Below are 22,657 nucleotides of genomic sequence, written 5' to 3' on the forward strand. Positions count from 1 at the left end.
CGGTAGGGAGGGGGCAAAATAAGTAAAAGTTAAAAGCCCTCCCTACCGGGGAGGGTTGGGAGGGGCTGTTTCTTAGTAACGGTCGTCGTCCAGATCGTCTTCATCGGGCTGCATGTTAAACAAGCTGTCGAACATGTCCGAAAAGGCAAAGCCGTTATCCAAAAATCCTTTGTTCAGTTGTGAAAATTCAGCCAGCCCGTGCAGCACGAATTCCATCAGCAGCAACTGCTGATTTTCGCTCAGGCGTGGATGAAACTGTTTGACCACATCTTTTAATCCGGTGATTGAATGAAGCAGTTTTTTATATTCCTGTAAAGGCAAGTCATCAATCAGCGACAGGTTGTTGCCCGCTGCAAACCAGTTTACCACCTCGGCATACGGGTTAGATTTTTTGCTTTTCTTGGCCTTTTCCGGATCCGGGAAAAACTGCAGCATCAGTGTGCGTACCGCTTTACCGATCAGGATGTTGGCCACCTTGGCCGGGCCTTCCAGCTCGCCCTCATACACCAGCTCAATTTTACCGGTGATGGCAGGTATCACGCCCAAAAAGTCGGATATGCGTACAAATGTACTTTTTTCGCCGTTAATTATCATCCGGCGCTCGGCATTGCTAATCAGGTTCTCGTAAGCTGAAATGGTTAAACGGGCCGATACCCCCGATTTTTTGTCGATGTATTCCGAGTTACGGGCTTCAAAAGCTATTTGCTCTACCAAATCCTTCACCAGGCCATCAGCCTCAACGGCTACGCGTTGTTCCGGCGAAAGCAGCGCTTCCTGCTGGGTGATTTTGCGCGAAATTTCCACCGTACGTGGATAGTGGGTTAATATCTGGCTCTCAATACGGTCTTTCAATGGGGTTACTATTGAACCGCGGTTGGTATAGTCCTCAGGGTTGGCTGTAAACACAAATTGCAGATCAAGCGGCAGGCGCAGTTTAAAACCACGTATCTGGATGTCTTTTTCCTGCAAGATATTAAACAGCGATACCTGAATGCGGGCCTGCAAGTCGGGCAGCTCGTTAATTACAAAAATGCCCCGGTGCGCACGCGGTATCAAACCAAAGTGAATTACGCGTTCGTCCGAATAAGTTAGTTTCAGGGTAGCTGCTTTGATGGGGTCCACGTCGCCTATCAGGTCGGCCACGGTAACATCAGGCGTTGCCAGTTTTTCGGTGTAGCGCTCTGAGCGATGTACCCAGGCAATAGGAGTATCGTCACCTTTGGTCACTATCTCGTTATGGCCATACCAGGATATCGGGTTCAGCGGATCATCATACAATTCAGAACCTTCAATGTAAGGCACGTACTCATCCAGCAGGTTTACCAGCAAGCGTGCAATACGTGTTTTGGCCTGGCCGCGCAATCCCAGCAATAAAATATTGTGGCGTGATAGTATAGCAGTTTGCAGATCCGGAATAACGGTATCCTCATAACCTACAATACCTTCAAAGCCGCCTTCGCGTTTTTGCAGTTGTAAAATCAGGTTTTCTCTCAGCTCATCCTTAACCGACCGGCTGCGATAGTCTGTCTTTTTTAATTCTCCTAATGTTTTTATATCTAATAAGTTCATTGAGCCCCTCCCAAACCCTCCCCGGTAGGGAGGGCTTTTGGTTAGTTTTTGATTTTTTAAATTGATTATAGTGCTTGCCCCTTTATTTAGCCCTCCGGGTAGGAAGGGTTAGGTTGGACTTATCTCACCGTTTTTCTTCTGTTTTTAATGTAGTCTTCAAAAATATATTCGCCCAATCCGGTTAGTGAGCTATAAAATGCACGGCCGCCATTAGTTTCTGTAAACTTGCGCACAAACTGTTGCAGGTAGGGGTCGCGCGCTATCATAAACGTAGTGATCGGGATTTTAAGCCTTTTGCACTGTGCCGCCATATTGAGCGTTTTGTTCACCACTTTACGATCCAAACCAATACTGTTTTTATAATACTTGGTACCTTCTTTTAAACAAGTGGGTTTACCGTCGGTAATCATAAAAATCTGCTTGTTGTGCGTTTTGCGGCGGCGCAGCAAATCGGTAGCCAGCTCCAAACCGGCATAAGTATTGGTATGGTACGGACCTACTTGTAAATAAGGCAAATCCTGCAGGCTGATGGGCCAGGCATCGTTACCAAACACCACGATATCAAGTGTATCTTTCGGATACTTGGTACGGATGAGTTCGGCCAGCGCCATGGCTACTTTTTTTGCCGGGGTAATGCGGTCTTCACCGTATAAGATCATAGAGTGCGAAATATCAATCATCAGCACTGTAGAGGTAAGGGTTTTATAGTCCATTTCCTCTACCTCCAGGTCGCGCTCGGTCATCATAAAATCGCCAATACCATGATTTACCTGGGCATTGTGGATAGATTGCGTCATGTCAATCTGATCCAGGCTGTCGCCAAACTGAAACTCGCGGCGCTCAGAGTTTTTTTCATCGCCCTGGCCGCTTTGCGGCGTGCGGTGATTACCCTTGCCCGATTTTTTGAGCTTGCCAAAAATTTCTTCAAGAGCCGATTGCCGGATGCTTTGTTCGGTTTTGGCCGTAATATTGAACTCCCCGTTCTGATTATCTTCAGATAAATAACCTTTCTGTTTCAGTTCATCAATAAAATCACCCATGCCATATTCGTCATTGGTGATATTATATTGCTTGTCGAGCTCATTCATCCAGGTTAAAGCTTCGCCAGCATCACCCGAAGTATAGTTGAGCAATTCGAGGAATAGTTTTAATAGATCGTCGAAACCACCTTTCGGAATTTCGCGCGGGGTAAATTTAGAAAACCCGTAACCACGCATAGTATACCTTTCTTAAAATAAATTAACGGAAAAAGACTGGTTAAAGTTTAGTGTATGCAGGGGAATGTTTGAATTTAAACCGCTGGTGACAATTAAATTGCATAAGTAAAGCTACGAAGATGATATTCATTTCAGGTCATGCTTGTGTTAAGCTTTGCGGGATGGCATCAATAAAAAGCCCTCTTGCTATTCTTGCAAGAGGGCTTTTTATTGATATTAAAGTTCCTGATTAGAAGTTCAACCCATGCTGGTCAATCAGGTAAATCAATGAAGCAATGGTAGCTGCGCCCAACTCCAGTTCGCGTTTGTTCACATTCTCAAATACATCGTTAGGCGTGTGATGTACATCGAAATAACGTTGCGAATCGGGCCGGAAACCGATCAGTTTAATGCCCGAGAAGCTGTCGCGTAACGGCTCAATATCGGTGCCGCTGCCGCCTTCCACCATTCTGTCGGCCTCGTAGGGTTCAAAAAGCTTTTTCCATTGCTGGTTAACGGCTTGCAAAAAGGCCGGGCTTACCTGCTCAAAACTAAAGCCGCGCGGGGTAAAGCCCCCCTCGTCGGTTTCAATAGCGGCAATGTGCTCTTCTTTGTCCTTTAAAGCCTGCTCCGCATATTTTAGCCCGCCTTTGTGGCCGTTTTCTTCATTCATAAAAAGCACTGCACGGATGTTATTCTTGGGTTTATAACCCAAGGTCTTAAACATGCGCAACACCTCAATCGACTGCATGACGCCGGCACCGTCATCATGCGCACCCTCGGCTAAATCCCATGAATCGAGGTGACCGCCAACGGTGATATACTTATTGTTGTTCTCGCTGCCTTTAATTTCGCCAATTACGTTGTAGGATAATACATCGGGCAAAGTTTGGCAGTGATCTTTCAGATAGAATTTTACCTTGCCGCTTTGCTTCAGCAACTTGCTTAAGCGGTTGGCTGCAAGGGTGGATATAGCCGCTGCCGGAATTTTAGGGCCGTTATCGTAATTGGTACCACCGGTATGCGGGTAATTGTCTAATGCAGAGGTAAGCGAGCGTACTATAACGGCCACGGCACCATATTTACCAGCGGCCGCCGGCCCGGCATTGCGCTGATCACCAGCCATACCATAAGCCTGGCCCGATTCAATATAACGCTCATCAAACGGACGGTTAAAGAAAACGATTTTGCCTTTTATTTTAGCTTCGCCCAGGCTTTGCAGTTCCTGCAGGCTGTGCAGTTCAATCACCTCGGCCGTAACACCAGCTTTAGGTGTGGCTACTGATCCGCCCAGGGCCGCCAGGGCAACCGGTATTTCGGTTTTGCCTGCAATGATTTTTCCCTGCTCTTTTTCGCCGCGTACCCAGTGCGGTACCATTACTTCCTGCAGGTAAACGCGGTCAAAACCATAGCTATCCATTAGCTTTTTGCTCCACTCCACGGCTTTTTGCGCACCGGCCGATCCGCTCAAACGCGGGCCAATCTGTTTACATAAGTAGCGCAGGTTATCATAACATTTACCGTTTACTAAGGCTTCGTCATAAATTTTGCGCATCATTAATGAATCCTGCGCGTGGGCGGTAAGCGATAGGCCAAGGCCCGCCACAATAGAGAGGACAGCTGATTTTAATTTCATGAAAGGGGGAAATCGTGTAAAATTCAGCGGTTAAGATACAGTTTAGGATATTTTATCCCAACTTAAACCTGCATTTTTTACCTGCTGTTGCTGGTGCAGTACCTGATGCTCGGGCAAGGCGAGTTGCGGATCACGGGCAAAAATATCTTCCACTACCTTGCGGGCTTGTAATAACAGTTCCTGATCGGTTGCCAAATTGGCCAGTTTCAAATCAAGCACGCCGCTTTGTTGCGTGCCCTCGATGTTGCCAGGGCCGCGTAGCTGCAGGTCTATTTCAGAAATTTCGAAACCGTTGTTGGTTTTTACCATGGTATCGAGCCGAATGCGACCTTCGCGGCTTAGTTTCTGGCTGCTCATGAGCAAGCAGTACGATTGCTCGGCGCCCCGGCCCACACGACCGCGTAACTGGTGCAATTGCGACAAGCCAAACCGTTCGGCATTTTCAATTACCATCACCGAGGCGTTGGGCACGTTTACCCCCACCTCAATTACCGTAGTAGCTACCATGATCTGCGTTTCGCCTTTTACAAATCGCTGCATCTCAAATTCCTTTTCGGCAGCCGATAGCTTGCCATGTACAATACTGATGCGGTATTGCGGTAACGGAAACTCGTGCGACAGGGTATTTACACCGTCTTCCAGGTTTTTCAGGTCCAGCTTTTCGCTCTCCTGTATTAAAGGGAAAACTACATATACCTGCCGGCCCAAAGCGATTTGTTTGCGCATAAAGCCAAACACCACCAGGCGCTGGTTTTCATAAAAATGCCGTGTTTCGATAGGTTTACGGCCAGCTGGCAATTCGTCTATTACCGAAACGTCCAGATCGCCATACAATGTCATGGCCAGCGTGCGGGGGATAGGGGTGGCCGTCATCACCAGCACGTGCGGCGGCACAGTTGCCTTGCGCCACAGTTTGGCCCGCTGCTCCACACCAAAGCGGTGCTGCTCGTCGATCACCACAAAACCCAGGTTCTGGAATTTAACGGCATCTTCAATCAGGGCATGGGTGCCAATCAGAATTTTTAGCTTGCCGCTTTCCAGATTTTCGTGTATAGGCTTACGTGCTTTTTTAGGCGTGGAGCCGGTAAGCAGGGCAATCTCTACAAAATCATCACCCACTAAGCTCTTTAATGAGATGTAGTGCTGATTGGCCAGAATTTCTGTCGGCGCCATCATACAGGCCTGAAACCCATTATCAATAGCCAGCAGCATGCTCATTAAGGCCACTACAGTTTTGCCGCTACCTACGTCGCCCTGCAGCAGGCGGTTCATTTGTATGCCGCGTTGGGTATCTGTTCGTATTTCTTTAACTACTCGCTTTTGGGCGTTGGTAAGCGGAAACGGTATTTTGTGCTGATAAAAGGTATTGAAGTAATCACCAACCTTGCTGAAAATATTGCCCTTAAACTTTTGCGTATGCAGCAGCTTGTTTTTAAGCAGCTTGAGCTGAATTTGAAATAACTCCTCGAACTTTAACCGATGCTGTGCCTCGTAAAGCAGTTCCGCATTTTCGGGGAAATGGATATTGCGGTATGCCTCGGCCCGGCCCATCAGCTTAAAGCGCTGCATAATGTAGGCAGGGATGTTTTCAGAAATATCTTTGGCATGCTGCTCCAGCAACTGGGCGGTTAGCTTTTGAATACCTTTACTATCCAGTGAGAATTGCTTCAGCTTTTCGGTGGAGTTGTATACCGGCTGCAGCGTAAGGTTGCCTTTTTTCTTTAAAGCCTCGGGCGAGTACTGCTCAAGCTCCGGGTGCGACATTTGCGGCTTGCCGTTAAATATGCCCGGTTTGCCGAAAATAACATAAGCTTTGCCTACAATCAGGTACTTTTCCACCCACTTAATACCCTGAAACCAGGCCAGCTCCATTATACCCGTATCATCCTGCACGTGGGCCACCAGGCGCTTAGTGCGTTTTTCGCCAACCAGCTCCTTATGCGTTAACCGGGCTATAACCTGTACATGAGGCAATTCAGGATTAATATCCCTGATTTTGTAAAACTTGGTACGGTCAATATACTTGAACGGAAAGTGGCGCAGTAAATCCTCAAAAGTAAAAATGCCGAGGTCTTTCTTCAAAACTTCGGCCCGGCTGGTGCCTGTACCTTTCAGGTAATCAATAGGTGTCTGGAATACGTTTGTGTTCAAAACCCGATTTACAGCAGTATTTTAAGCTTTATAAGCAATTACAGAAATTTCAACGTCTACGTTTTTGGGCAGTGCTGCTACCTGTACAGTTTCGCGTGCGGGATAGTTGCCCGTAAAGTACGAACCATATACTTCATTCACCTGTGCAAAGGTGCCCATATCTTTTAAAAAGATGCTGGTTTTTACTATGGCGCCAAAATCCAGGCCTGCTTCGGTTAAGATGGCCTTAATATTTTCCATTACCTGCGTGGTTTGTGCTTCAATGCTATCCATCACCAGTTCGCCAGTGGCAGGGTTGGCAGGGATTTGGCCCGATACAAAAAGCATATTACCGGCTGCTACGGCCTGGCTATATGGCCCGATAGGTGCGGGCGCGTTGGTGGTATTGATAATAGTGCTCATTATTTTTTCAGGATAAACAGGTCAATCAACTTCCAGATGATACCCAGCACAAACATAACAATCGCAATGGTATTGATGATATGCATTGCCTTCAAATTGAAGTTGGTTGGCCGGTTGGGATCTTTTTTTCGGAAGAAGTACATAATACAAAGATAACAAAAAAGGGCTCTGGTTACCCAGAGCCCTTTTATTTCAAATACTAATTCTTGTTATTCGAAAAATTATTTTTGCTTGAATTCAACACGACGGTTTTGTACGCGTCCTTCTTCAGTTGAGTTGTCAGCAATTGGGTTAGTTTCGCCTAAGCCTTTAACTTTGATACGACGAGCTTCAACACCTGAGTTAACTAAGTAAGTTTTTACTGAGTTAGCACGGTCTTTAGATAAACGGATGTTGTGAGCAGCAGTACCTTCTGATGAAGCGTAACCATCTAATTGAACAGTTTTGCTAGTGTTTGAACGCATATCAGCAGAAACAGCGTCTAATACACTGTAAGATGAAGTACGTAATACTGAGCTATCAAAGTCAAACTGGATGTTTGAGTAAGCTTCTGCAGTGTTAGCAGCAGTGGTATCAGGTAATTTTAATGGGCAACCAGCACCATCAACAACTGTACCAGCTGGCGTGTTAGGGCATTTGTCGAATTGATCAGATACACCGTCACCGTCTGAATCTTTTTTCAGGTCGTTAACTGCGTTTTCAACGTTAGTAACACGGCCTTTCAAAGCTTCAACTTCTTGACGTAAAGCAGCATCGTACAATTCGTCATACATCATAGCAACTGGGTTAACCCAATCCAGGTTTGGTTTTGATGAAGAACCGAAAGTGTACTCTAAACCACCGTAACCGTAAGAGTATTTATCTTTTGAAGGATAACCTCTTTTTAACGCGTCTAAGTTATCATCATCAGTAAAGTTCTGAGTGTAACCTAAGTTCAGCGCTAATGCATCAGATAATCTGAATTTAACACCAGCACCAACAGGGATAACTAAGCTTTTTACATAGTGTTTGCTACCGTCATCATTCAGGTACTCACCGAAAGAACCGTCAGCAACGTGGAAAGTTGGGTGATACCAAACCATACCAGCACCACCGGTGATGAAGAAGTTGATAGCGTTTTTACGACGTAAGTAATCGATAGTAGCAACGTTTACAACACCGCTTAAAGTACCTGACCAGATACGAGTGTCATAATCTCTGAAACCATCACGTGTGCGGTTTAAAGCGCTGAAGTTGTCGCCAGATACGTTACCACCGTGAGCGTCTAATTGTAAACCGAATGAATGAGCTACTTGCCATCTTAATGACGCACCGTAACCTAATTCGATGTTTTTGTCAGTAAAGTCATGCACACCGCCGGTTGCAACAACTGGTGATAAGATACCAGCGTTGATACCAAAGCTTAAGGTTTTGTACTGACCTCTGCCGCCAAATACTTTAGCAGTACCTGTAGTAGTAGAGCTTGTTGTGCTCATTGTAGTTGAATCTGTAGAGGTAGTTTGTGCTTTTGCTGCACCAACTGCCATCAAAGATGCAAACGACAGAGCGACTGTTTTCTTTAATGTAGAATAGTTCATAGTTTTTAGATTAAACAATTTCTAATTGTGATTTTACTTTTTGAAATTAGTACTTATGCTTGATGCATTACCAAACACTGTTCCAATTTCTCTGATATTGGAGACAAATAAATGGAAAATATTGTTTTATAAAAATTAAAATCCCGATATTGATGAAATATCCGCCAATAAGCGAAACATTATTTATCAATAATATAAAAAGTTTCGTTTAAGGTATAAGATACCTGTGGGTTGCCTGTTTTCATTCTTATGAAGTTTTTCCCTGGGCATAGCGGCCAAGCTTATAACTTTAGTAGAATACTGACTTTTTTACCCGACAGGTATAAATCACGAGCAGCGTATACTGTTGTTTTCTCTGGATTGTCCTAATCCGTTGTACAGAGAAGTACTCTTTTTAAGACAAACCAACAAGCCGATTACTATTTGGGAATGGCACAGGTTTATTTGAAAGGATATTTTCGAATATTGAGCACGAATACGATTCATTAGCTGAGTACTTATGAGGCTACATCGCATAGTATTATATATGTGGCCGTTTGCATATATATTGATACAATGAAAGTCACAAACATACCCATGCCGTTCCTGATTGCAATTTGCGCATGCTGGAGCAGCTACTCGTTAAGTGCTTGTTGCATAAGCTTGGGCGCCCTGAACAGGTTACAGGTAATCTGCAGTCCGTCGAATCAGACGTTAAAATTGAACTGACCAGAAAAGCAGGCAGTATAACACTATGCTTTTAAGCCTGTCCTTAAGTTCTTAAAACCGGACGTGACAGAATGTGAAAGTGCGGCCGATTGATAAAGTACTATATGTATGACACCTGGCATTTTGGCCGGGATGTATGCGGTTTTGCCAATGGCTGTAACTCTTAAGAGGTGAGCACATCGAAGCGGTTTTGAATGCTTAACTTTGCATTGCCAACTTTGAGAAAGCCATTTATCCGGATGGATCACTTATATCAAGGTACGGCGTATACTATTAGCATGCTAAGTGATAATGTCCTAACATGCTATTATATAATTATACAAAATATTAGCGAAGCTCCTTTATGATAAAAACCTTATTGCGTAGAACACCCGAAGTTTATAAAAACTATGTGGCTATATGTTGTATAGTAAAAAACGAGAACCTTTATTTTGACGAGTGGATAGACTATCATACACAAATAGGCGTAAGCCACTTTTATGTATATGATAATGAATCGGTGGTGCCGGCTGCTGTAACTTTGGCCAAGTATATAAAGGCCGGAATGGTTACTGTTACCGAAATAAAAGGGAAAGAAAAGCAAACAACAGCCTATGGTATGTGCCTGAAAACCTACGGAGCCGATTGCAGGTGGATTGCTTTTATTGATGTAGATGAATATATAGTACCCAAAACTATGAATGGCAGCCTGCCTGAATTCTTGTTATCTTACGAGAAATTTGCAGCTTTAGGCATTAGCTGGTTAGTTTTTGGCTCTAACGGGTACGAAAAGAAGCCCGACGGCCTACAGGTAAACAATTACACTAAAAGATCGCTTAAAACCCATTCAGAAAATGATCATATTAAATCCATCGTGCAGCCAAAGTTTGTTGTATCTCCCGGAACAGACCCGCATCATTTTGTTTATCAAAAGAAAAAGTTTTGCGTAAACGAGAACTTTGAGCGGATTAACGGTGCGCGGGTATTGCATACGTCCAATAAAATTCAAATAAATCATTATTTCCTGCGTTCGCTTGAGGAGTTTAAGCGTAAAATTGGCCGGGGCAGGGCCGATTTGGATGTGCCACGCAAGCTAAACGAGTTTTATGAGATTGATAAAGATGCCAATGTGATTGTGGATGAAGCTATTATTGAATTAAAAATGCTGATACAGGCTAATAAAAAATAGTCGGTTAAGTATAACTACCTTGTATCAACCTCTAATGAAAGTTGCTGGATTTACCTTTATTCGGAATGCTGTAAAGAACGACTACCCGGTTGTAGAAGCTATTACCTCAATACTGCCCATATGTGACGAGTTTATTGTAGCTCTGGGTAACAGCGATGATGATACCGAAGCACTGATCAACAATATTGGCTCGCCCAAAATCAAAATCATACATACCCGCTGGGATGAGTCGATACGGGAAGGCGGAGCCGTGTTTGCTGCAGAAACTGATAAGGCGTTTGCGGCTATTTCGCCAGATGCCGACTGGGCTTTCTATATCCAGGGTGATGAGTGTGTACACGAAAAGTACCTTCCTGTGATTAAGCAGGAAATGGAAAGTAATCTGGCTGATAAACGGGTAGAAGGGTTGCTGTTTAAATACCTGCACTTTTATGGATCGTACGATTATTATGCACAATCGCGCAGATGGTACCGCCGTGAAATACGAATTGTACGTAATAATAGGCACATCCATTCTTACCGTGATGCACAAGGATTTAGGTGGGATAACCGTAAAATAAAAGTGAAGCTGATTGATGCTTACATTTATCATTACGGCTGGGTTAAACCGCCCAAGGGCCTCGAAAATAAAGTACGCAACTTTAACCAGTTTTACCATGATGACAGCTGGATGTCAGAAAATATGTCTGAAACTTTCCAGTTTGATTTCGGGAATGCAGACCGGTTACTGGCTTTTGATGGTACGCATCCAGCAGTAATGCAAAAACGCCTGAAGGTGCATAACTGGCGGCTGGAAGTTGACCCCGAAAAGCTGAAAAAGAAAATGTCTTTGCGCCGTCGCATTTTGCAAAAAGTGGAAGACTTGACAGGCTGGCGGATAAGTGAATACCGCAATTATATAATTGTTAAGGATTAAATTCAGCAGTAACTACAACGCACATTTGTGTATGGAACGTTATAAATAGGTAATAAATACTGCTGCATTTAAAAAAAAGCTAATTTTGCGGAATTTAAATTTCTGAATGAAAACATATTTCAGGTTATTATCCTTTGCCAAGCCCATTGAAAAGTTTGCCATACCCTACATCATAGCCACTATCTTTTCGGTTATTTTTAATACTTTAAATTTAGCCCTGCTGGCGCCGCTGCTGCAAACCCTTTTTTCTGAAAAAAACAAGTGTGAGGCAGCTGTTGCCAAAGTGACGGAAGAACCATCTGTATGGAATTTAGGTGCATTTTTTACTTATCATGTAGATGGTTTAGTAAATCAATATACCGCCTGGGGTGCGTTGAAAATAGTATGTGGTGTTATTGTTGTGTCAGTAATATTAGGTAACCTTTTTAGGTATATGGCCCAGCGTACTATGGAAAATATGCGGTCGCATACCTTACTGAACCTGCGTAAAGCAGTATTTGGTAATGTGATGGATTTGCAGATGAGCTATTTTAATAATGAGCGTAAGGGTAACATCATATCCAAAGTAGCATCAGATGTACAGATAGTCCAATTTTCGGTTACCGGCACTTTGCAGGTTATTTTTAAGGAGCCACTGCAATTGATTGCCTATTTATTTACGCTTTTTGCATTGTCTACCAAGCTTACGTTGTTTTCTTTGCTGATTATACCTATATCAGCTTTTGTTATTTCACGTATTGTGAAAAAGTTAAAACAACAGGCTGTGCTTTCCCAGGAGGTGTATGGAAATATGATCAGCTATTTGGATGAAGCTTTGTCTGGTATGAAGATTATAAAGGCATTTAACGCTACTGATTATACCAAGCAAAAGTTCAATAACGAAAACCGGAAGTATACTTCCATAATGAAAGCCATGGCCCGCCGCCAGCAGCTGGCTTCGCCCGTATCAGAAGCATTAAGTGTAAGTATGGTGGCAGGTATTGTATTGTATGGTGGTTATCTGGTACTTACGCATCAATCAGCACTAAGCGCTGCCGCTTTTATTGGTTACATAGCGGTGTTTTCACAGCTGATGCGTCCGGCCAAAGCCATATCCGATTCCTTTACCAGTATCCATAGCGGTATTGCTGCCGGTGAGCGTGTATTGGAGCTGATCGATGAGAAGCCGCAAATTGTTAATGCACCTAATGCCGTTGCATTAACCGGTTTTAAAGACACCATTAAGTTCGAGAATGTTTCGTTTGCGTATGGTGATAACGCGGTACTGAATAATGTTAATCTGCAAATTCCGGCTGGTAAAACGGTAGCCCTTGTTGGGCCATCCGGCGGTGGCAAATCTACCCTTATGGATTTGATACCACGGTTTATTGAACCACAAAACGGGCAAATATTGGTAGATGGGCACGATATCAGTCAGGTAACTATGGAGTCGTTACGTAACCTGATGGGTGTTGTTAACCAGGAGTCTATCCTGTTTAATGATACCATATACAACAATATAGCCTTTGCCAAACCCAATGCCACTCCCGAGCAGGTAGAAGCCGCTGCCCGCATTGCCAATGCTCACAATTTTATCATCGCTACCGAAAATGGTTACCAAACCAATGTTGGCGACCGTGGTACCAAGCTGTCTGGTGGACAAAAGCAGCGTATCAGCATAGCCCGTGCAGTTCTAAGTAATCCGCCAATTATGTTGTTAGATGAAGCAACCTCTGCGCTGGATACCGAGTCTGAAAAATTAGTGCAAGAAGCGCTGAACAATCTGATGAAAGACCGCACCTCGCTTATTATTGCCCACCGTTTAAGTACCATACAAAACGCAGATATAATTGTAGTGCTCGAAAGTGGCCGTATAGTTGAACAAGGCACCCACGCCGAACTGATGCAAAGTAAAGGCCTCTATCGTAAATTGATTGATATGCAAACTTTCCAATCTGAATAGTTTTTTGGAAGTTCAAAACAACGAAGCCATCTGTACTGCAGATGGCTTCGTTGTTTTATTATAACAGGTAAAATTAGAATTTAAAGCCTAAACCAAACTGCCAAACCTGGTTGCGGAACTCGGGTACACCGCCGCTGCCGTCGGGATTGTTTTCGTGCAGGTCAATAGCGTAGCGGCCACGCAGCTCTACGTTTCGGTTAAGGTCAACACTCAGGCCCAGCACGCCGGTAATAAAGTTTTTATCACCATCGTATTTGTAGCGTTCTTCGTATATGGTATTAAAGCCATCGTAATACGTGTTGCGGGTGGAGGTGAGGAAAGAGAATTGCGGACCGGCCAAAACGTTGAAGCCAGGCGTTAGTCTGAACTTTAATAATAATGGCACATCAATAAAATTGGCGCGCTGTGCAAAATCGCCGTTAATGGTGCTGGCGCGGTACCCTTTTTGCGAGTACAGCAATTCTGCATCAATGGATAGCGGGTAGGCAACCGGGATGTCAACAAACAAACCACCTGCAAAACCGGCTTTGGTACGGGTGCTGAAATCAGAATTGTCTGAACTGATGGTGTTGGCAATGTTAAGGTTGCCGGTTACACCTACGCGTACGTTAGAAAAATCGTCCGACCGTTGCTGCGGGCGGTACCAGCGGCGCTGTGCATTGGCAGCTACCGCTGCGCTTAATGCTATGGCTAAAAGGAATAATTTTTTCATAATCGGGTATGTTTTTTATTTAACTGAATGATGTATAGATAATAACTTAGCCCGTTGGTTTATTCCTTTGTAAAAAAAATTAAACAAATGTTTAAGTAATGGCTTTTCAATCGTGGCAGGCCATTGGCCCATCATTATATATGAAATTATTCAAAGTATCTGCATTATCTGTTCTGCTTGGCTTAATGAGTGCCGGTTTGGCAACGGCTCAGCAAACATCTTATATTCAATCGCTGCAAACACAAAACCATTGGGTTGATTCCGTATTTAACCAGCTGTCGCGCCGCGATAAAATAGCGCAGCTGTTTTTTATACGCGCGCATACCAACAAAGGCAAGGCCTATGCCGACTCGGTAGCTGAAGTGATCAAAGCCCAGCATCCGGGCGGACTGGTGTTTTTTCAGGGTGGCCCCGTACGGCAGCTCAACCTCAGCAACCAATATCAAAAAGTGTCTCATATTCCGCTGCTTATAGCTATGGACGGTGAGTGGGGGCTGGGAATGCGTCTTGATTCTGTGACATCCTATCCCTATCAAATGGCCCTGGGCGCTATACAGGATAACGGGTTGATTACCGAAATGGGCCGCCAGATTGCTTATGACTTTAAGCGCATTGGTATGCACCTCAATTTTGCCCCGGTAATGGATATCAACAACAATCCCGACAATCCGGTGATCAATTACCGCTCGTTCGGTGATAACAAATATAACGTGGCGCAAAAAGCCATTGCCTATATGCAGGGTATGCAGCAGGGCGGCTTGCTTACTACAGGCAAGCACTTTCCGGGGCATGGCGATACCAATGTGGATTCGCACGCCGATTTACCCCAGCTCAACTTTACCCGCCAACGGCTGGATACGCTGGAGGAGTATCCGTTTAAGGCGGCTATTGCAGCGGGTATAAGCGGTATTATGGTGGCGCACATGAATATCCCGGCGCTTGATAAAACACCGCGTTTGCCATCTACCTTATCGCGGCCTATTATAACCGGCTTGTTAAAAGATTCGCTCGGCTTTAAAGGATTGATCGTATCTGATGCGATGGAGATGAAAGGTGTAACCAAATACTTTCCGCAAGGTGAGGGGGATGTGCGGGCCTTTATAGCTGGTAACGATATTCTGGAACTGTCCGAAGATTCTGAGCGGGCCATTCGTAAAATCAAAAAGGCCATCCGCAGTGGTCAGGTAAGCGAGGCCGAACTGGATGCCAAAGTGAAGAAAGTGCTGGCCGCCAAATACTGGGTAGGTTTAAACCAATACACAGCCGCCAATCCGCAAGGTACAGTAAATGACTTGAACCGCGCTGAGGGGCGCAATCTGGTGCAAAGGTTAAGCGATGCAGCCGTAACCTTACTCCAGGGCGATAGTGTAATACAGCGCATGGATTTTGAGCAGAACACCGCACTGGTAAGTATCGGTACCGAAGGGCCAACCGTTTACCAATACGAACTGGGCAAAACGTTTACCAATGCCCGTATGTTTAACGTGGGTAAAAGCGCATCATCGGCCGAAATCAGTCAGCTTATGGCCACCTTGCATGGGTACGATCAGGTAATTATTGGTATACATGATACCCGTTTGCGCCCGCAAAGCAAGCTCGATTTTACAGCCAGTGTAAAGCAACTGATCGGCAGATTGGCCAGCAATAATAAAAATACCATTATCAGCGTATTTGCTAACCCCTATACGCTGGCCGGTTTACCCGGTATAGAAAAAGCCGGCGCTGTTTTAGAATGTTACCAAAAAGATGATAGCATGCAGCGCGCTGCTGTAAAAGTGATTACCCGCCGGCTAACACCTATGGGTAAGCTGCCCGTACGTGTCAATGCGTTTTGGGACAACGGTACAGGTTTGGTGTTGCCATAAAGTACTGTAAATATGGCGATAATGAATTGCGTATAAGTACTGACAAGATCGTGTCACGAGTATAAATACCTGTACCAAACTGTACCGGGTGTACCAAAGTGTACCACTTTTTATGAACGGCGTTTGCAGCTTGCAAAGGCCGTTTTTGCTGTACCAAAGTGTACCACCTGTACCGGAGTGTACCGGTTTGTTCCACTTTGTACCACTTCAAAAGTGGAACACCCTGGTACATACCTATGCACGTCATTATGCCCAACCACGTTTAACAGGATAGGAGGAACTACTCCATGCTATATCCTTTAGCCGGCCGCTATACATCCAAAATCTATATGTATCTTTACTCTTGTAATGATGCAGTCTTCTTCCGAAAAGTATAATCAGAAATTTCAACAGATAGTCAGTCAGTTAAACGCCGAGCAACTGGCAGCCGTAAACAAAATTGACGGCCCGGTACTGGTGGTGGCCGGCCCCGGTACGGGTAAAACGCAGATACTGGCAGCCCGTATCGGTAAAATTCTGCTCGAAACTGATGCCCAGCCTAATGAAATACTCTGTTTAACCTATACCGATGCAGGTGCGGTAGCCATGCGCAAGCGTTTGTTCGAGTTTATCGGTCCGGATGCATACCGTATTAACATCTATACTTTCCACGCCTTTTGTAATGATATCATCCAGGAAAACCTGGAGTATTTTGGCAAGCTCAGCCTGGAGCCATTATCTGATCTGGAGTCGGCCATGTTGTTCCGCGAGCTGGTGGATGGCTTTTCGAATGATCACTTGCTGAAACGCTTTACCGGCGATATCTATTATGATGTGCCCCGCCTGCGCAGCCTTTTCAGTACCATGAAACGCGAGAACTGGGAAATGGCCATGATTGAAAAAGCAGTAGCCGATTACATTGACGATTTGCCCAACCGTGAGGAGTTCATCTACAAACGGCCTAATGCAGCCAAAGGCATTCAAAAAGGCGATGTAAAACAGAAAGATGTTGACGAGGCCAAGGCCGTAATGGAAAAGCTGCTTTGCGCCTGCCGCGAGTTTGAAAATTATGAGGCTAAAATGAAAGAGCGCAGCCGGTATGATTATGATGACATGATTATCTGGGTGCTGCGCGCCTTCCGCGAAAACGAGACCCTGCTGCGTCGCTATCAGGAGCGCCACCAGTATATTTTGGTGGATGAGTTTCAGGATACCAGCGGTTCGCAAAACGAGTTGCTTAAGTTTTTGCTGTGTTACTGGGACGAGCCCAACGTATTTGTGGTAGGCGATGATGATCAGTCGATATTCCGTTTTCAGGGTGCCAACATGAAAAATATCCTGGATTTTGCCGGTGATTATGTAAGCTCGCTGTATACCGTTGTTCTGAAAAATAATTACCGTTCCAGCCAGGTCATATTGGATATCTCCAAGGCACTCATCAACAACAACCGCGAGCGCTTAACCAGCCAGCTTAACCTGGATAAGAACCTGCAGTCATCACACCCGCGCTTTGATGTGAGCATTGTGGAGCCCGAAATTAATGAGTATGCAAATCCCGATCAGGAACTGGTACATATTGCCACCCAGATTGAAAACCTGATTGCAAAAGGTACCGAGCCGTCCGAAATAGCGGTTATTTACCGTAACCATAATCAGGTAGAGGAGCTGATTCATTACCTGGATGCGCAAAAAATAGCCGTTAATACCAAGCGTAAAATTGATATACTGGCTTTGCCTTTCGGCGAAAAGATCATCAACATATTCCGCTATCTTGCAATGGAGCTTGATTCTCCTTTTAGTGGAGATGAATTGCTGTTCGAGATCATGCATTATGATTTCTTCAATATTCCGCCTATTGAAATAGCCAAGATTAGCATACTGGTTAGCAAAGCGCGCTACAGCACGGCAGCCAATGAGTCCGAAATGTCTATTCGCCGTTATGTGAGTGAAATGATACCTACCCGGCAGCCTAGCCTGTTCGAGGAACCGCAGGATGCTGCCATGCGGCACCTGGTTACCGATATAAATACCCTGCTTAAAGCGGCCGTGAGCCTGAGTATGCAGCAGTTGTTTCAGCAGGTGATCACTACGTTGGGTATACTGCGCTATGTAATGCTGCAGCCCGATAAAGGCTGGCACATGGAAGTGCTTACTACCATTTTTAACTTTGTGCGCGATGAAGCCCGTAAAAGCCCGGATGGTAAGCTAAAGGATATTATAGCCACCATTGAGCTGATGAAAAAAAACAACATCAGGCTGGAACTGAACCGCATGATCGGTACCGAAAATGGTGTGAACTTTTTGACAGCACACGGCTCAAAAGGGCTGGAGTACGAGCATGTGTTTTTATTAGGCTGTACCAAAAAGATATGGGATACCAAGGGGCGTAATACCGGCTTTAGCTTCCCGGATACGTTGATGCAGGCTTCGGCCGATGACAGCGCCCAGCAGGAGGAGTCGCGCCGGTTGTTTTACGTGGCGCTTACCCGGGCCAAGCAATGCCTTATTGTATCTTATGCCTCGCATGACCGTAATGGCAAAGACCAGGAAGCCTCGCAGTTTGTAGGCGAAATACTTGCCGAAACCCATTTACAGGTAAAACATCCGCAAGTGAGCCAGAATGCCATGATGAACTACCTGGCAACCCAATTCAGCGAAGCGGATAAACCGGTGGTAGAGCTGCTTGACAAAAATTATATCAGCCAGTTGCTGCAAAGCTATGTGCTGTCGGTTACGCACCTGAATAGCTATCTGGACTGTCCGCTAAAGTTTTATTTCCAAAACCTGATCCGGGTACCTGCGGGTAAAAGCCCGGCCATGGCGTTTGGTTCGGCTGTACACCATGCCTTGTACAGGGCTTTTGACAAGATGGCTAAAAATGACAACCAGTTCCCGACGGCCGATGAGTTTATGAAAGAATTCCGCTGGTTTATGCTGCGCAACCGCGATTCCTTTACCAGCGATGAATTCAGGCTGCGAATGGACTATGGCGACAAAATACTTCCGGCCTTTTACCAGCAAAATGTAAACCAGTGGAATAAAATTGTCCGCGTGGAGCACCCCATCCGTAACCTCACTATTAACGGCATACCGGTAAAAGGCCATCTGGATAAAATCGAATTTAACGGCAACCAGGTTACTATAGTAGATTACAAAACCGGTAAGTTAAAGTACGCCAAAGAAAAGCTGTTGCGCCCCACCACTAACCAGCCCAACGGCGGCGACTACTGGCGGCAGGCAGTTTTTTATAAAATGCTGATTGATAACGATCGCAGCAAAAGCTGGGAGGCCACCAGCGTGGTGTTCGATTTTATTGAACCGGTTAACGAAGGCGAATATCATAAAGAAAAGATTGTAGTAATGCCCGAGGATGTGGAGCTGGTAACCAAGCAGCTTACCGAAACCTACCATAAAATTATTGCTCATGACTTTGCCACCGGCTGCGGTAAAAAAGGCTGTGAATGGTGCCACTTTGTACGCAGCAACTTCAAGCAGCCTGGTAATATTCTCGAGCTTAATGAGGAAGTATAGTAAGGTAGTGAAGGCCTCTTTGACCCGTAAAAATTAGTAATGAAAAACAGATTTTTATCCTGCTTATATATTTTCTTAGCCTTAGCTGCACTGGTATCATGTAAGTCCCGAACGCATGATGTTTGGGTAGAAGGATGGGATAGCAACCCGGTACCCGAAACAAGGGAGGACGTGGCGCAATACGCCTCGGGCAAAAACCTGCAGGTATACCTGCGGCATGACAGCGTTCTGGTAAAAGGTAAACCCGACAGCACCCAACAGCCTCTGCCTTTTGCTATAAATGCAGCTAACGATGATGATGCCTGGCAGTTTGGTGGCGACCGATTAGTAGCAGCTGTAAGCGATGGCTATTTAGTTGGTTTTAATAAAGGAGAATGGGGCGGCCATTTATACTGGTTTTCCAAAGATGGCAGCCAGCATTATGAAATATCCGACCACCAGGTAGTGCAGTTCCTACAAAAGGGTAACGAAGTTTATGCTATTGAAGGTTTGTCGCATATGTCCACCTCAGAAGGTAGCGTGATCAGGCTTACCCAAAACAAAGGTAAATGGGTGGCTCAGGCATATGCCAAACTGCCGTATGCCCCGGTTGCTGCGGTTTTAGATCGCACCCAAAACTTTCTTATCATTACCTCAAGCAGTTTGGTTCAGGTAAATCAGCAAGCCAAAGTGCGTACATTGGTTGTCAATACGCTGCTCCGTTATATGCCATCGGCCAACTCTCTTGTTTTAAAAGGAGACGACGCCTATGTGGGTATGCGTAAAGGTGTGTTTAAGTATAACCTGCAAACAGGTGAACAGGCATGGCTGTTGAATAATAAGCTACATTTAGAATAAAAACTGTAAACGCCGAAGAATAAATATATTACTAATCCTTCGGCTTATACAGGGCTTTTATATTCTAATCATTCATCTTCAAATAACGTGAAGAACATCCTTCAACGCATCTGATAGGGCCGGCAGGGCTTAAATACAGGCTCTTACCCTCGATAGAGTAACGGTAGTATTGAATTGCATCTTTGTCATCAAAAAAGCTAAGCGTAACGCTGTCCTTAATCGCATACTTTACATATTTTGAATAAGCATCGCCGCTAAGTTTTCCATCATCTTCAAAAACTATCTGTGCTTTTTTTGCTGCAGGGTACCAGGAGCCAGGCCCGCCAGTGCTCTGGTAAGATTCGGTTAATTCCCAGCGGCCTTGCAGTTTTTCTGCATCAGCCGAATCCTTTTTGCAGGCCACAGCTAAAATGCAAATGCTCAGGAGTAAAAGTTTTGCTATCAAGTTCATATGGTTAGGTTTTATCATAAATACGCATTGCAAACGTACTATGTAACAGTAGGTTCAATTTTATTCCATTCAAATTTATCTGTTTTAATGGGATATAGCTAACTTTAAAATAAGGTGCTTATCTGAGGTAATGGCTATTTGTTAAATTTTGTTAAAAGCAGGTAAGTGCGCTGTGTTTTGGCTTATTTTTGTTGATAGATGAGAAAAAGAAGTATTGGTTTCATTATTGGCCTGATGGGGTTTGCACTGCTGGGTGTGGTGGCCATGCAATACTATTTTTTGCGCCAGTCGTACCAGTTGCAATCGCAACTTTTTGACCGCGATGTGCGCGAAGCGCTCAATACGGTAGTAGCCAAGCTGGCCCGGCAGGATGCCAACCAGTTTATGATACAAAAAGCTAACAGCAGCTCTTCTTATACCGTAAAGCGTGTAAAGGTTGTACATAAAAGCATAAACCCGGCCGAAAGCCTGACCGCCCGTTTAAAAGCGGATAGTACCCGTAGCCGCCAAAAGCACAATAAGCGTATAGCCAAGCTTCGTGATAGTTTAAAGCGCCTGTTGGTTGGCTATAGTGCCGATGATGAGCAGTTAGGTATGGTAAATGTACGCTGGAGCGTTGAAGAATATACCGATGAACTGGGTTATGTACATCAGCGCCCTTTGCCGCCCGAAATTACCACATCGAAAGTAAACCCGCGTGCTTTACGGAGCAAGCTGCATAAATTTGATACGGTATATTATCGCTATGTTGACCCGCAATTAGGGCAGCAGATTGTGGCGCACCTGCGTATTAACCCCTTATGGCAGCGCGAGCAGGATCGCAAAGCGCATGAGCATCGTGTAGCGCAAATACGCAGAATGCTGGCTGCCGATTCGATAGCCACTATTAAATCGGCCAATATTACCGTGATGGAAAATCTGGCTGAGGAATACAAGCGCTCAAATCAGCCGCTTAAGGCACGCATCAATGCGCTTTGGGTTGATTCGCTGCTGCGTTTTGAACTGGCCAATAAGGGTATCAGTCTGCCTTTTAGTTATGAAGTAAGCACAGCCAGTAAGGATTCGCTTATTTTTTCCAAAGCAATGGATCTCACTGGGGAAAAACCAGTATTTAATGCAGCCGATACCTATCAAACACCCATATTTAGCCAGGAGGTAATTAACGATCCGGGTAAGCTTAAAGTTTATTTTCCGGAAAAGAATGCACACATCCTGAAAACCATGACTTATACCATGGCTACCAGCGGCGGCTTGTTACTGGCACTGGTAGTTTGCTTTGGTTATACCATTTTTTCCATCCTAAGGCAAAAGAAGATATCGGAAATGAAAACCGATTTCATAAACAACATGACCCACGAGTTTAAAACGCCGGTATCAACCATTATGATAGCCAGTGAGGCCTTGCGTGATCAGGATATTATTGAAGATAAACAACGGGTATCGCGCCTGGCTAATATCATTTTTGAAGAAAATGAACGCCTGGGCAGCCATATTGAACGCGTGCTGAACATTGCCCGAATTGAGAAGAACGACTTTAAGCTGGATAATAAGCCGCTGGATGTAAATGACCTTATTACCGAAGTGCTGGACAGCATGGCGCTCAAGCTGCAAAAATATAATGCCGATGTGGATCTTCATCTGGATGCCGATAACCCCGTAATAACTGGTGATGAACTGCATTTCTCGAACGTATTGTACAATTTAATTGATAACGCGATTAAGTACAGCCGCGAAGCGCCGCAAATTACCATTACCACCAGCAATAAAAACGATCAGCTGGTAATACGGGTGGCAGATAAGGGTATTGGCATGACGCGCGATCAGCAATCTAAAATATTTGAACAGTTTTACCGTGTACCAACCGGCAACCTGCACGATGTAAAAGGCTTCGGTTTGGGGTTAAGCTATGTAAATACGATTGTAAAGCGTTTGGATGGCATGATTAGCGTTAAATCTGAAAAAGACAAAGGCTCGGAGTTTGAATTGAAATTTGGCCTGATGGCTTCCTGAAATATCA

Annotated in this window: 16 protein-coding genes; 7 read left to right on the plus strand and 9 right to left on the minus strand. The window is 44.8% G+C overall.

What is annotated here, in order from left to right:
- Positions 1–72: 72 nt before the first annotated feature.
- The 7 genes from KHS38_RS17205 to KHS38_RS17235 all read right to left on the minus strand — a co-directional run bounded on the left by KHS38_RS17205 (position 73) and on the right by KHS38_RS17235 (position 8,531).
- Positions 73–1,569: a sigma 54-interacting transcriptional regulator gene (locus tag KHS38_RS17205; RefSeq protein WP_213489773.1), complete on the minus strand. Its 1,497-nt coding sequence runs from the start codon at positions 1,567–1,569 to the stop codon at positions 73–75.
- A gap of 119 nt (positions 1,570–1,688) precedes the next feature.
- On the minus strand, positions 1,689–2,786 hold the full coding sequence (locus KHS38_RS17210) for a vWA domain-containing protein (protein ID WP_213489774.1): 1,098 nt from the start codon (positions 2,784–2,786) through the stop codon (positions 1,689–1,691).
- Positions 2,787–3,015: 229 nt separating this feature from the next.
- Positions 3,016–4,401: a M20/M25/M40 family metallo-hydrolase gene (locus KHS38_RS17215; protein ID WP_213489775.1), complete on the minus strand. Its 1,386-nt coding sequence runs from the start codon at positions 4,399–4,401 to the stop codon at positions 3,016–3,018.
- A gap of 42 nt (positions 4,402–4,443) precedes the next feature.
- The gene (gene recG, locus KHS38_RS17220) at positions 4,444–6,552 is read right to left on the minus strand and encodes an ATP-dependent DNA helicase RecG (RefSeq protein ID WP_213489776.1); all 2,109 of its coding nucleotides are present in this window, start codon (positions 6,550–6,552) and stop codon (positions 4,444–4,446) included.
- A 21-nt stretch (positions 6,553–6,573) separates the two neighbouring features.
- Positions 6,574–6,954, minus strand: coding sequence for a RidA family protein (locus tag KHS38_RS17225; protein ID WP_213489777.1), 381 nt, complete (start codon positions 6,952–6,954; stop codon positions 6,574–6,576).
- Positions 6,954–7,097, minus strand: coding sequence for a DUF6728 family protein (locus KHS38_RS17230; RefSeq protein WP_213489778.1), 144 nt, complete (start codon positions 7,095–7,097; stop codon positions 6,954–6,956). The genes KHS38_RS17225 and KHS38_RS17230 overlap by 1 nt, the downstream gene beginning before the upstream one ends.
- Positions 7,098–7,175: 78 nt before the next feature.
- Positions 7,176–8,531, minus strand: coding sequence for an OmpA family protein (locus KHS38_RS17235; RefSeq protein ID WP_213489779.1), 1,356 nt, complete (start codon positions 8,529–8,531; stop codon positions 7,176–7,178).
- A 1,051-nt stretch (positions 8,532–9,582) separates the two neighbouring features.
- Between KHS38_RS17235 and KHS38_RS17240 the strand changes: the two genes are divergently transcribed.
- The 3 genes from KHS38_RS17240 (at position 9,583) to KHS38_RS17250 (ending at position 13,265) form a co-directional block, all read left to right on the plus strand.
- A complete protein-coding gene (locus KHS38_RS17240; protein WP_213489780.1) occupies positions 9,583–10,407 on the plus strand; it encodes a glycosyltransferase family 92 protein in 825 nt (274 codons plus the stop codon).
- A gap of 34 nt (positions 10,408–10,441) precedes the next feature.
- The gene (locus KHS38_RS17245; protein WP_213489781.1) at positions 10,442–11,323 is read left to right on the plus strand and encodes a glycosyltransferase family protein; all 882 of its coding nucleotides are present in this window, start codon (positions 10,442–10,444) and stop codon (positions 11,321–11,323) included.
- Positions 11,324–11,429: 106 nt separating this feature from the next.
- On the plus strand, positions 11,430–13,265 hold the full coding sequence (locus tag KHS38_RS17250; protein ID WP_213489782.1) for an ABC transporter ATP-binding protein: 1,836 nt from the start codon (positions 11,430–11,432) through the stop codon (positions 13,263–13,265).
- 73 nt (positions 13,266–13,338) lie between these two features.
- On the opposite strand, the gene KHS38_RS17255 is transcribed toward KHS38_RS17250, so the two are convergent.
- Positions 13,339–13,977 (minus strand): porin family protein, encoded by a 639-nt coding sequence (locus KHS38_RS17255; RefSeq protein ID WP_213489783.1) that lies wholly within the window; start codon positions 13,975–13,977, stop codon positions 13,339–13,341.
- A 98-nt stretch (positions 13,978–14,075) separates the two neighbouring features.
- On the opposite strand from KHS38_RS17255, the gene KHS38_RS17260 reads away from it, so the two are divergent.
- The 3 genes from KHS38_RS17260 (at position 14,076) to KHS38_RS17270 (ending at position 20,189) form a co-directional block, all read left to right on the plus strand.
- Positions 14,076–15,842 (plus strand): glycoside hydrolase family 3 protein, encoded by a 1,767-nt coding sequence (locus KHS38_RS17260; protein WP_249665444.1) that lies wholly within the window; start codon positions 14,076–14,078, stop codon positions 15,840–15,842.
- Between the two features lie 348 nt (positions 15,843–16,190).
- Complete coding sequence (locus KHS38_RS17265) at positions 16,191–19,352, plus strand: ATP-dependent helicase (protein WP_249665445.1); 3,162 nt, start codon at positions 16,191–16,193, stop codon at positions 19,350–19,352.
- A 39-nt stretch (positions 19,353–19,391) separates the two neighbouring features.
- Entirely contained in the window at positions 19,392–20,189 is a 798-nt protein-coding gene (locus tag KHS38_RS17270) for a hypothetical protein (RefSeq protein WP_213489784.1), read from the plus strand.
- A 64-nt stretch (positions 20,190–20,253) separates the two neighbouring features.
- Here KHS38_RS17270 and KHS38_RS17275 read toward each other — a convergent pair whose 3' ends face one another.
- A complete protein-coding gene (locus KHS38_RS17275) occupies positions 20,254–20,640 on the minus strand; it encodes a lipocalin-like domain-containing protein (RefSeq protein ID WP_213489785.1) in 387 nt (128 codons plus the stop codon).
- 198 nt (positions 20,641–20,838) lie between these two features.
- On the opposite strand from KHS38_RS17275, the gene KHS38_RS17280 reads away from it, so the two are divergent.
- On the plus strand, positions 20,839–22,650 hold the full coding sequence (locus tag KHS38_RS17280) for a sensor histidine kinase (protein ID WP_249665446.1): 1,812 nt from the start codon (positions 20,839–20,841) through the stop codon (positions 22,648–22,650).
- The last annotated feature ends 7 nt before the right edge of the window (positions 22,651–22,657 follow it).

This window comes from Mucilaginibacter sp. Bleaf8 (assembly GCF_018390515.1).
Taxonomy (GTDB): Bacteria; Bacteroidota; Bacteroidia; order Sphingobacteriales; family Sphingobacteriaceae; genus Mucilaginibacter.

Excerpts from the sequence above, each read along its gene's own strand:
- KHS38_RS17215 (WP_213489775.1), bottom strand. The coding sequence starts at position 4,401 with ATGAAATTAAAATCAGCTGTCCTCTCTATTGTGGCGGGCCTTGGCCTA.
- KHS38_RS17280 (WP_249665446.1), top strand. The coding sequence starts at position 20,839 with ATGAGAAAAAGAAGTATTGGTTTCATTATTGGCCTGATGGGGTTTGCA.
- KHS38_RS17210 (WP_213489774.1), bottom strand. The coding sequence starts at position 2,786 with ATGCGTGGTTACGGGTTTTCTAAATTTACCCCGCGCGAAATTCCGAAA.
- KHS38_RS17225 (WP_213489777.1), bottom strand. The coding sequence starts at position 6,954 with ATGAGCACTATTATCAATACCACCAACGCGCCCGCACCTATCGGGCCA.
- KHS38_RS17255 (WP_213489783.1), bottom strand. The coding sequence starts at position 13,977 with ATGAAAAAATTATTCCTTTTAGCCATAGCATTAAGCGCAGCGGTAGCT.
- KHS38_RS17270 (WP_213489784.1), top strand. The coding sequence starts at position 19,392 with ATGAAAAACAGATTTTTATCCTGCTTATATATTTTCTTAGCCTTAGCT.
- KHS38_RS17275 (WP_213489785.1), bottom strand. The coding sequence starts at position 20,640 with ATGAACTTGATAGCAAAACTTTTACTCCTGAGCATTTGCATTTTAGCT.
- KHS38_RS17260 (WP_249665444.1), top strand. The coding sequence starts at position 14,076 with ATGGCTTTTCAATCGTGGCAGGCCATTGGCCCATCATTATATATGAAA.
- KHS38_RS17265 (WP_249665445.1), top strand. The coding sequence starts at position 16,191 with ATGATGCAGTCTTCTTCCGAAAAGTATAATCAGAAATTTCAACAGATA.
- KHS38_RS17205 (WP_213489773.1), bottom strand. The coding sequence starts at position 1,569 with ATGAACTTATTAGATATAAAAACATTAGGAGAATTAAAAAAGACAGAC.
- KHS38_RS17250 (WP_213489782.1), top strand. The coding sequence starts at position 11,430 with ATGAAAACATATTTCAGGTTATTATCCTTTGCCAAGCCCATTGAAAAG.
- KHS38_RS17230 (WP_213489778.1), bottom strand. The coding sequence starts at position 7,097 with ATGTACTTCTTCCGAAAAAAAGATCCCAACCGGCCAACCAACTTCAAT.
- KHS38_RS17245 (WP_213489781.1), top strand. The coding sequence starts at position 10,442 with ATGAAAGTTGCTGGATTTACCTTTATTCGGAATGCTGTAAAGAACGAC.
- KHS38_RS17240 (WP_213489780.1), top strand. The coding sequence starts at position 9,583 with ATGATAAAAACCTTATTGCGTAGAACACCCGAAGTTTATAAAAACTAT.
- KHS38_RS17235 (WP_213489779.1), bottom strand. The coding sequence starts at position 8,531 with ATGAACTATTCTACATTAAAGAAAACAGTCGCTCTGTCGTTTGCATCT.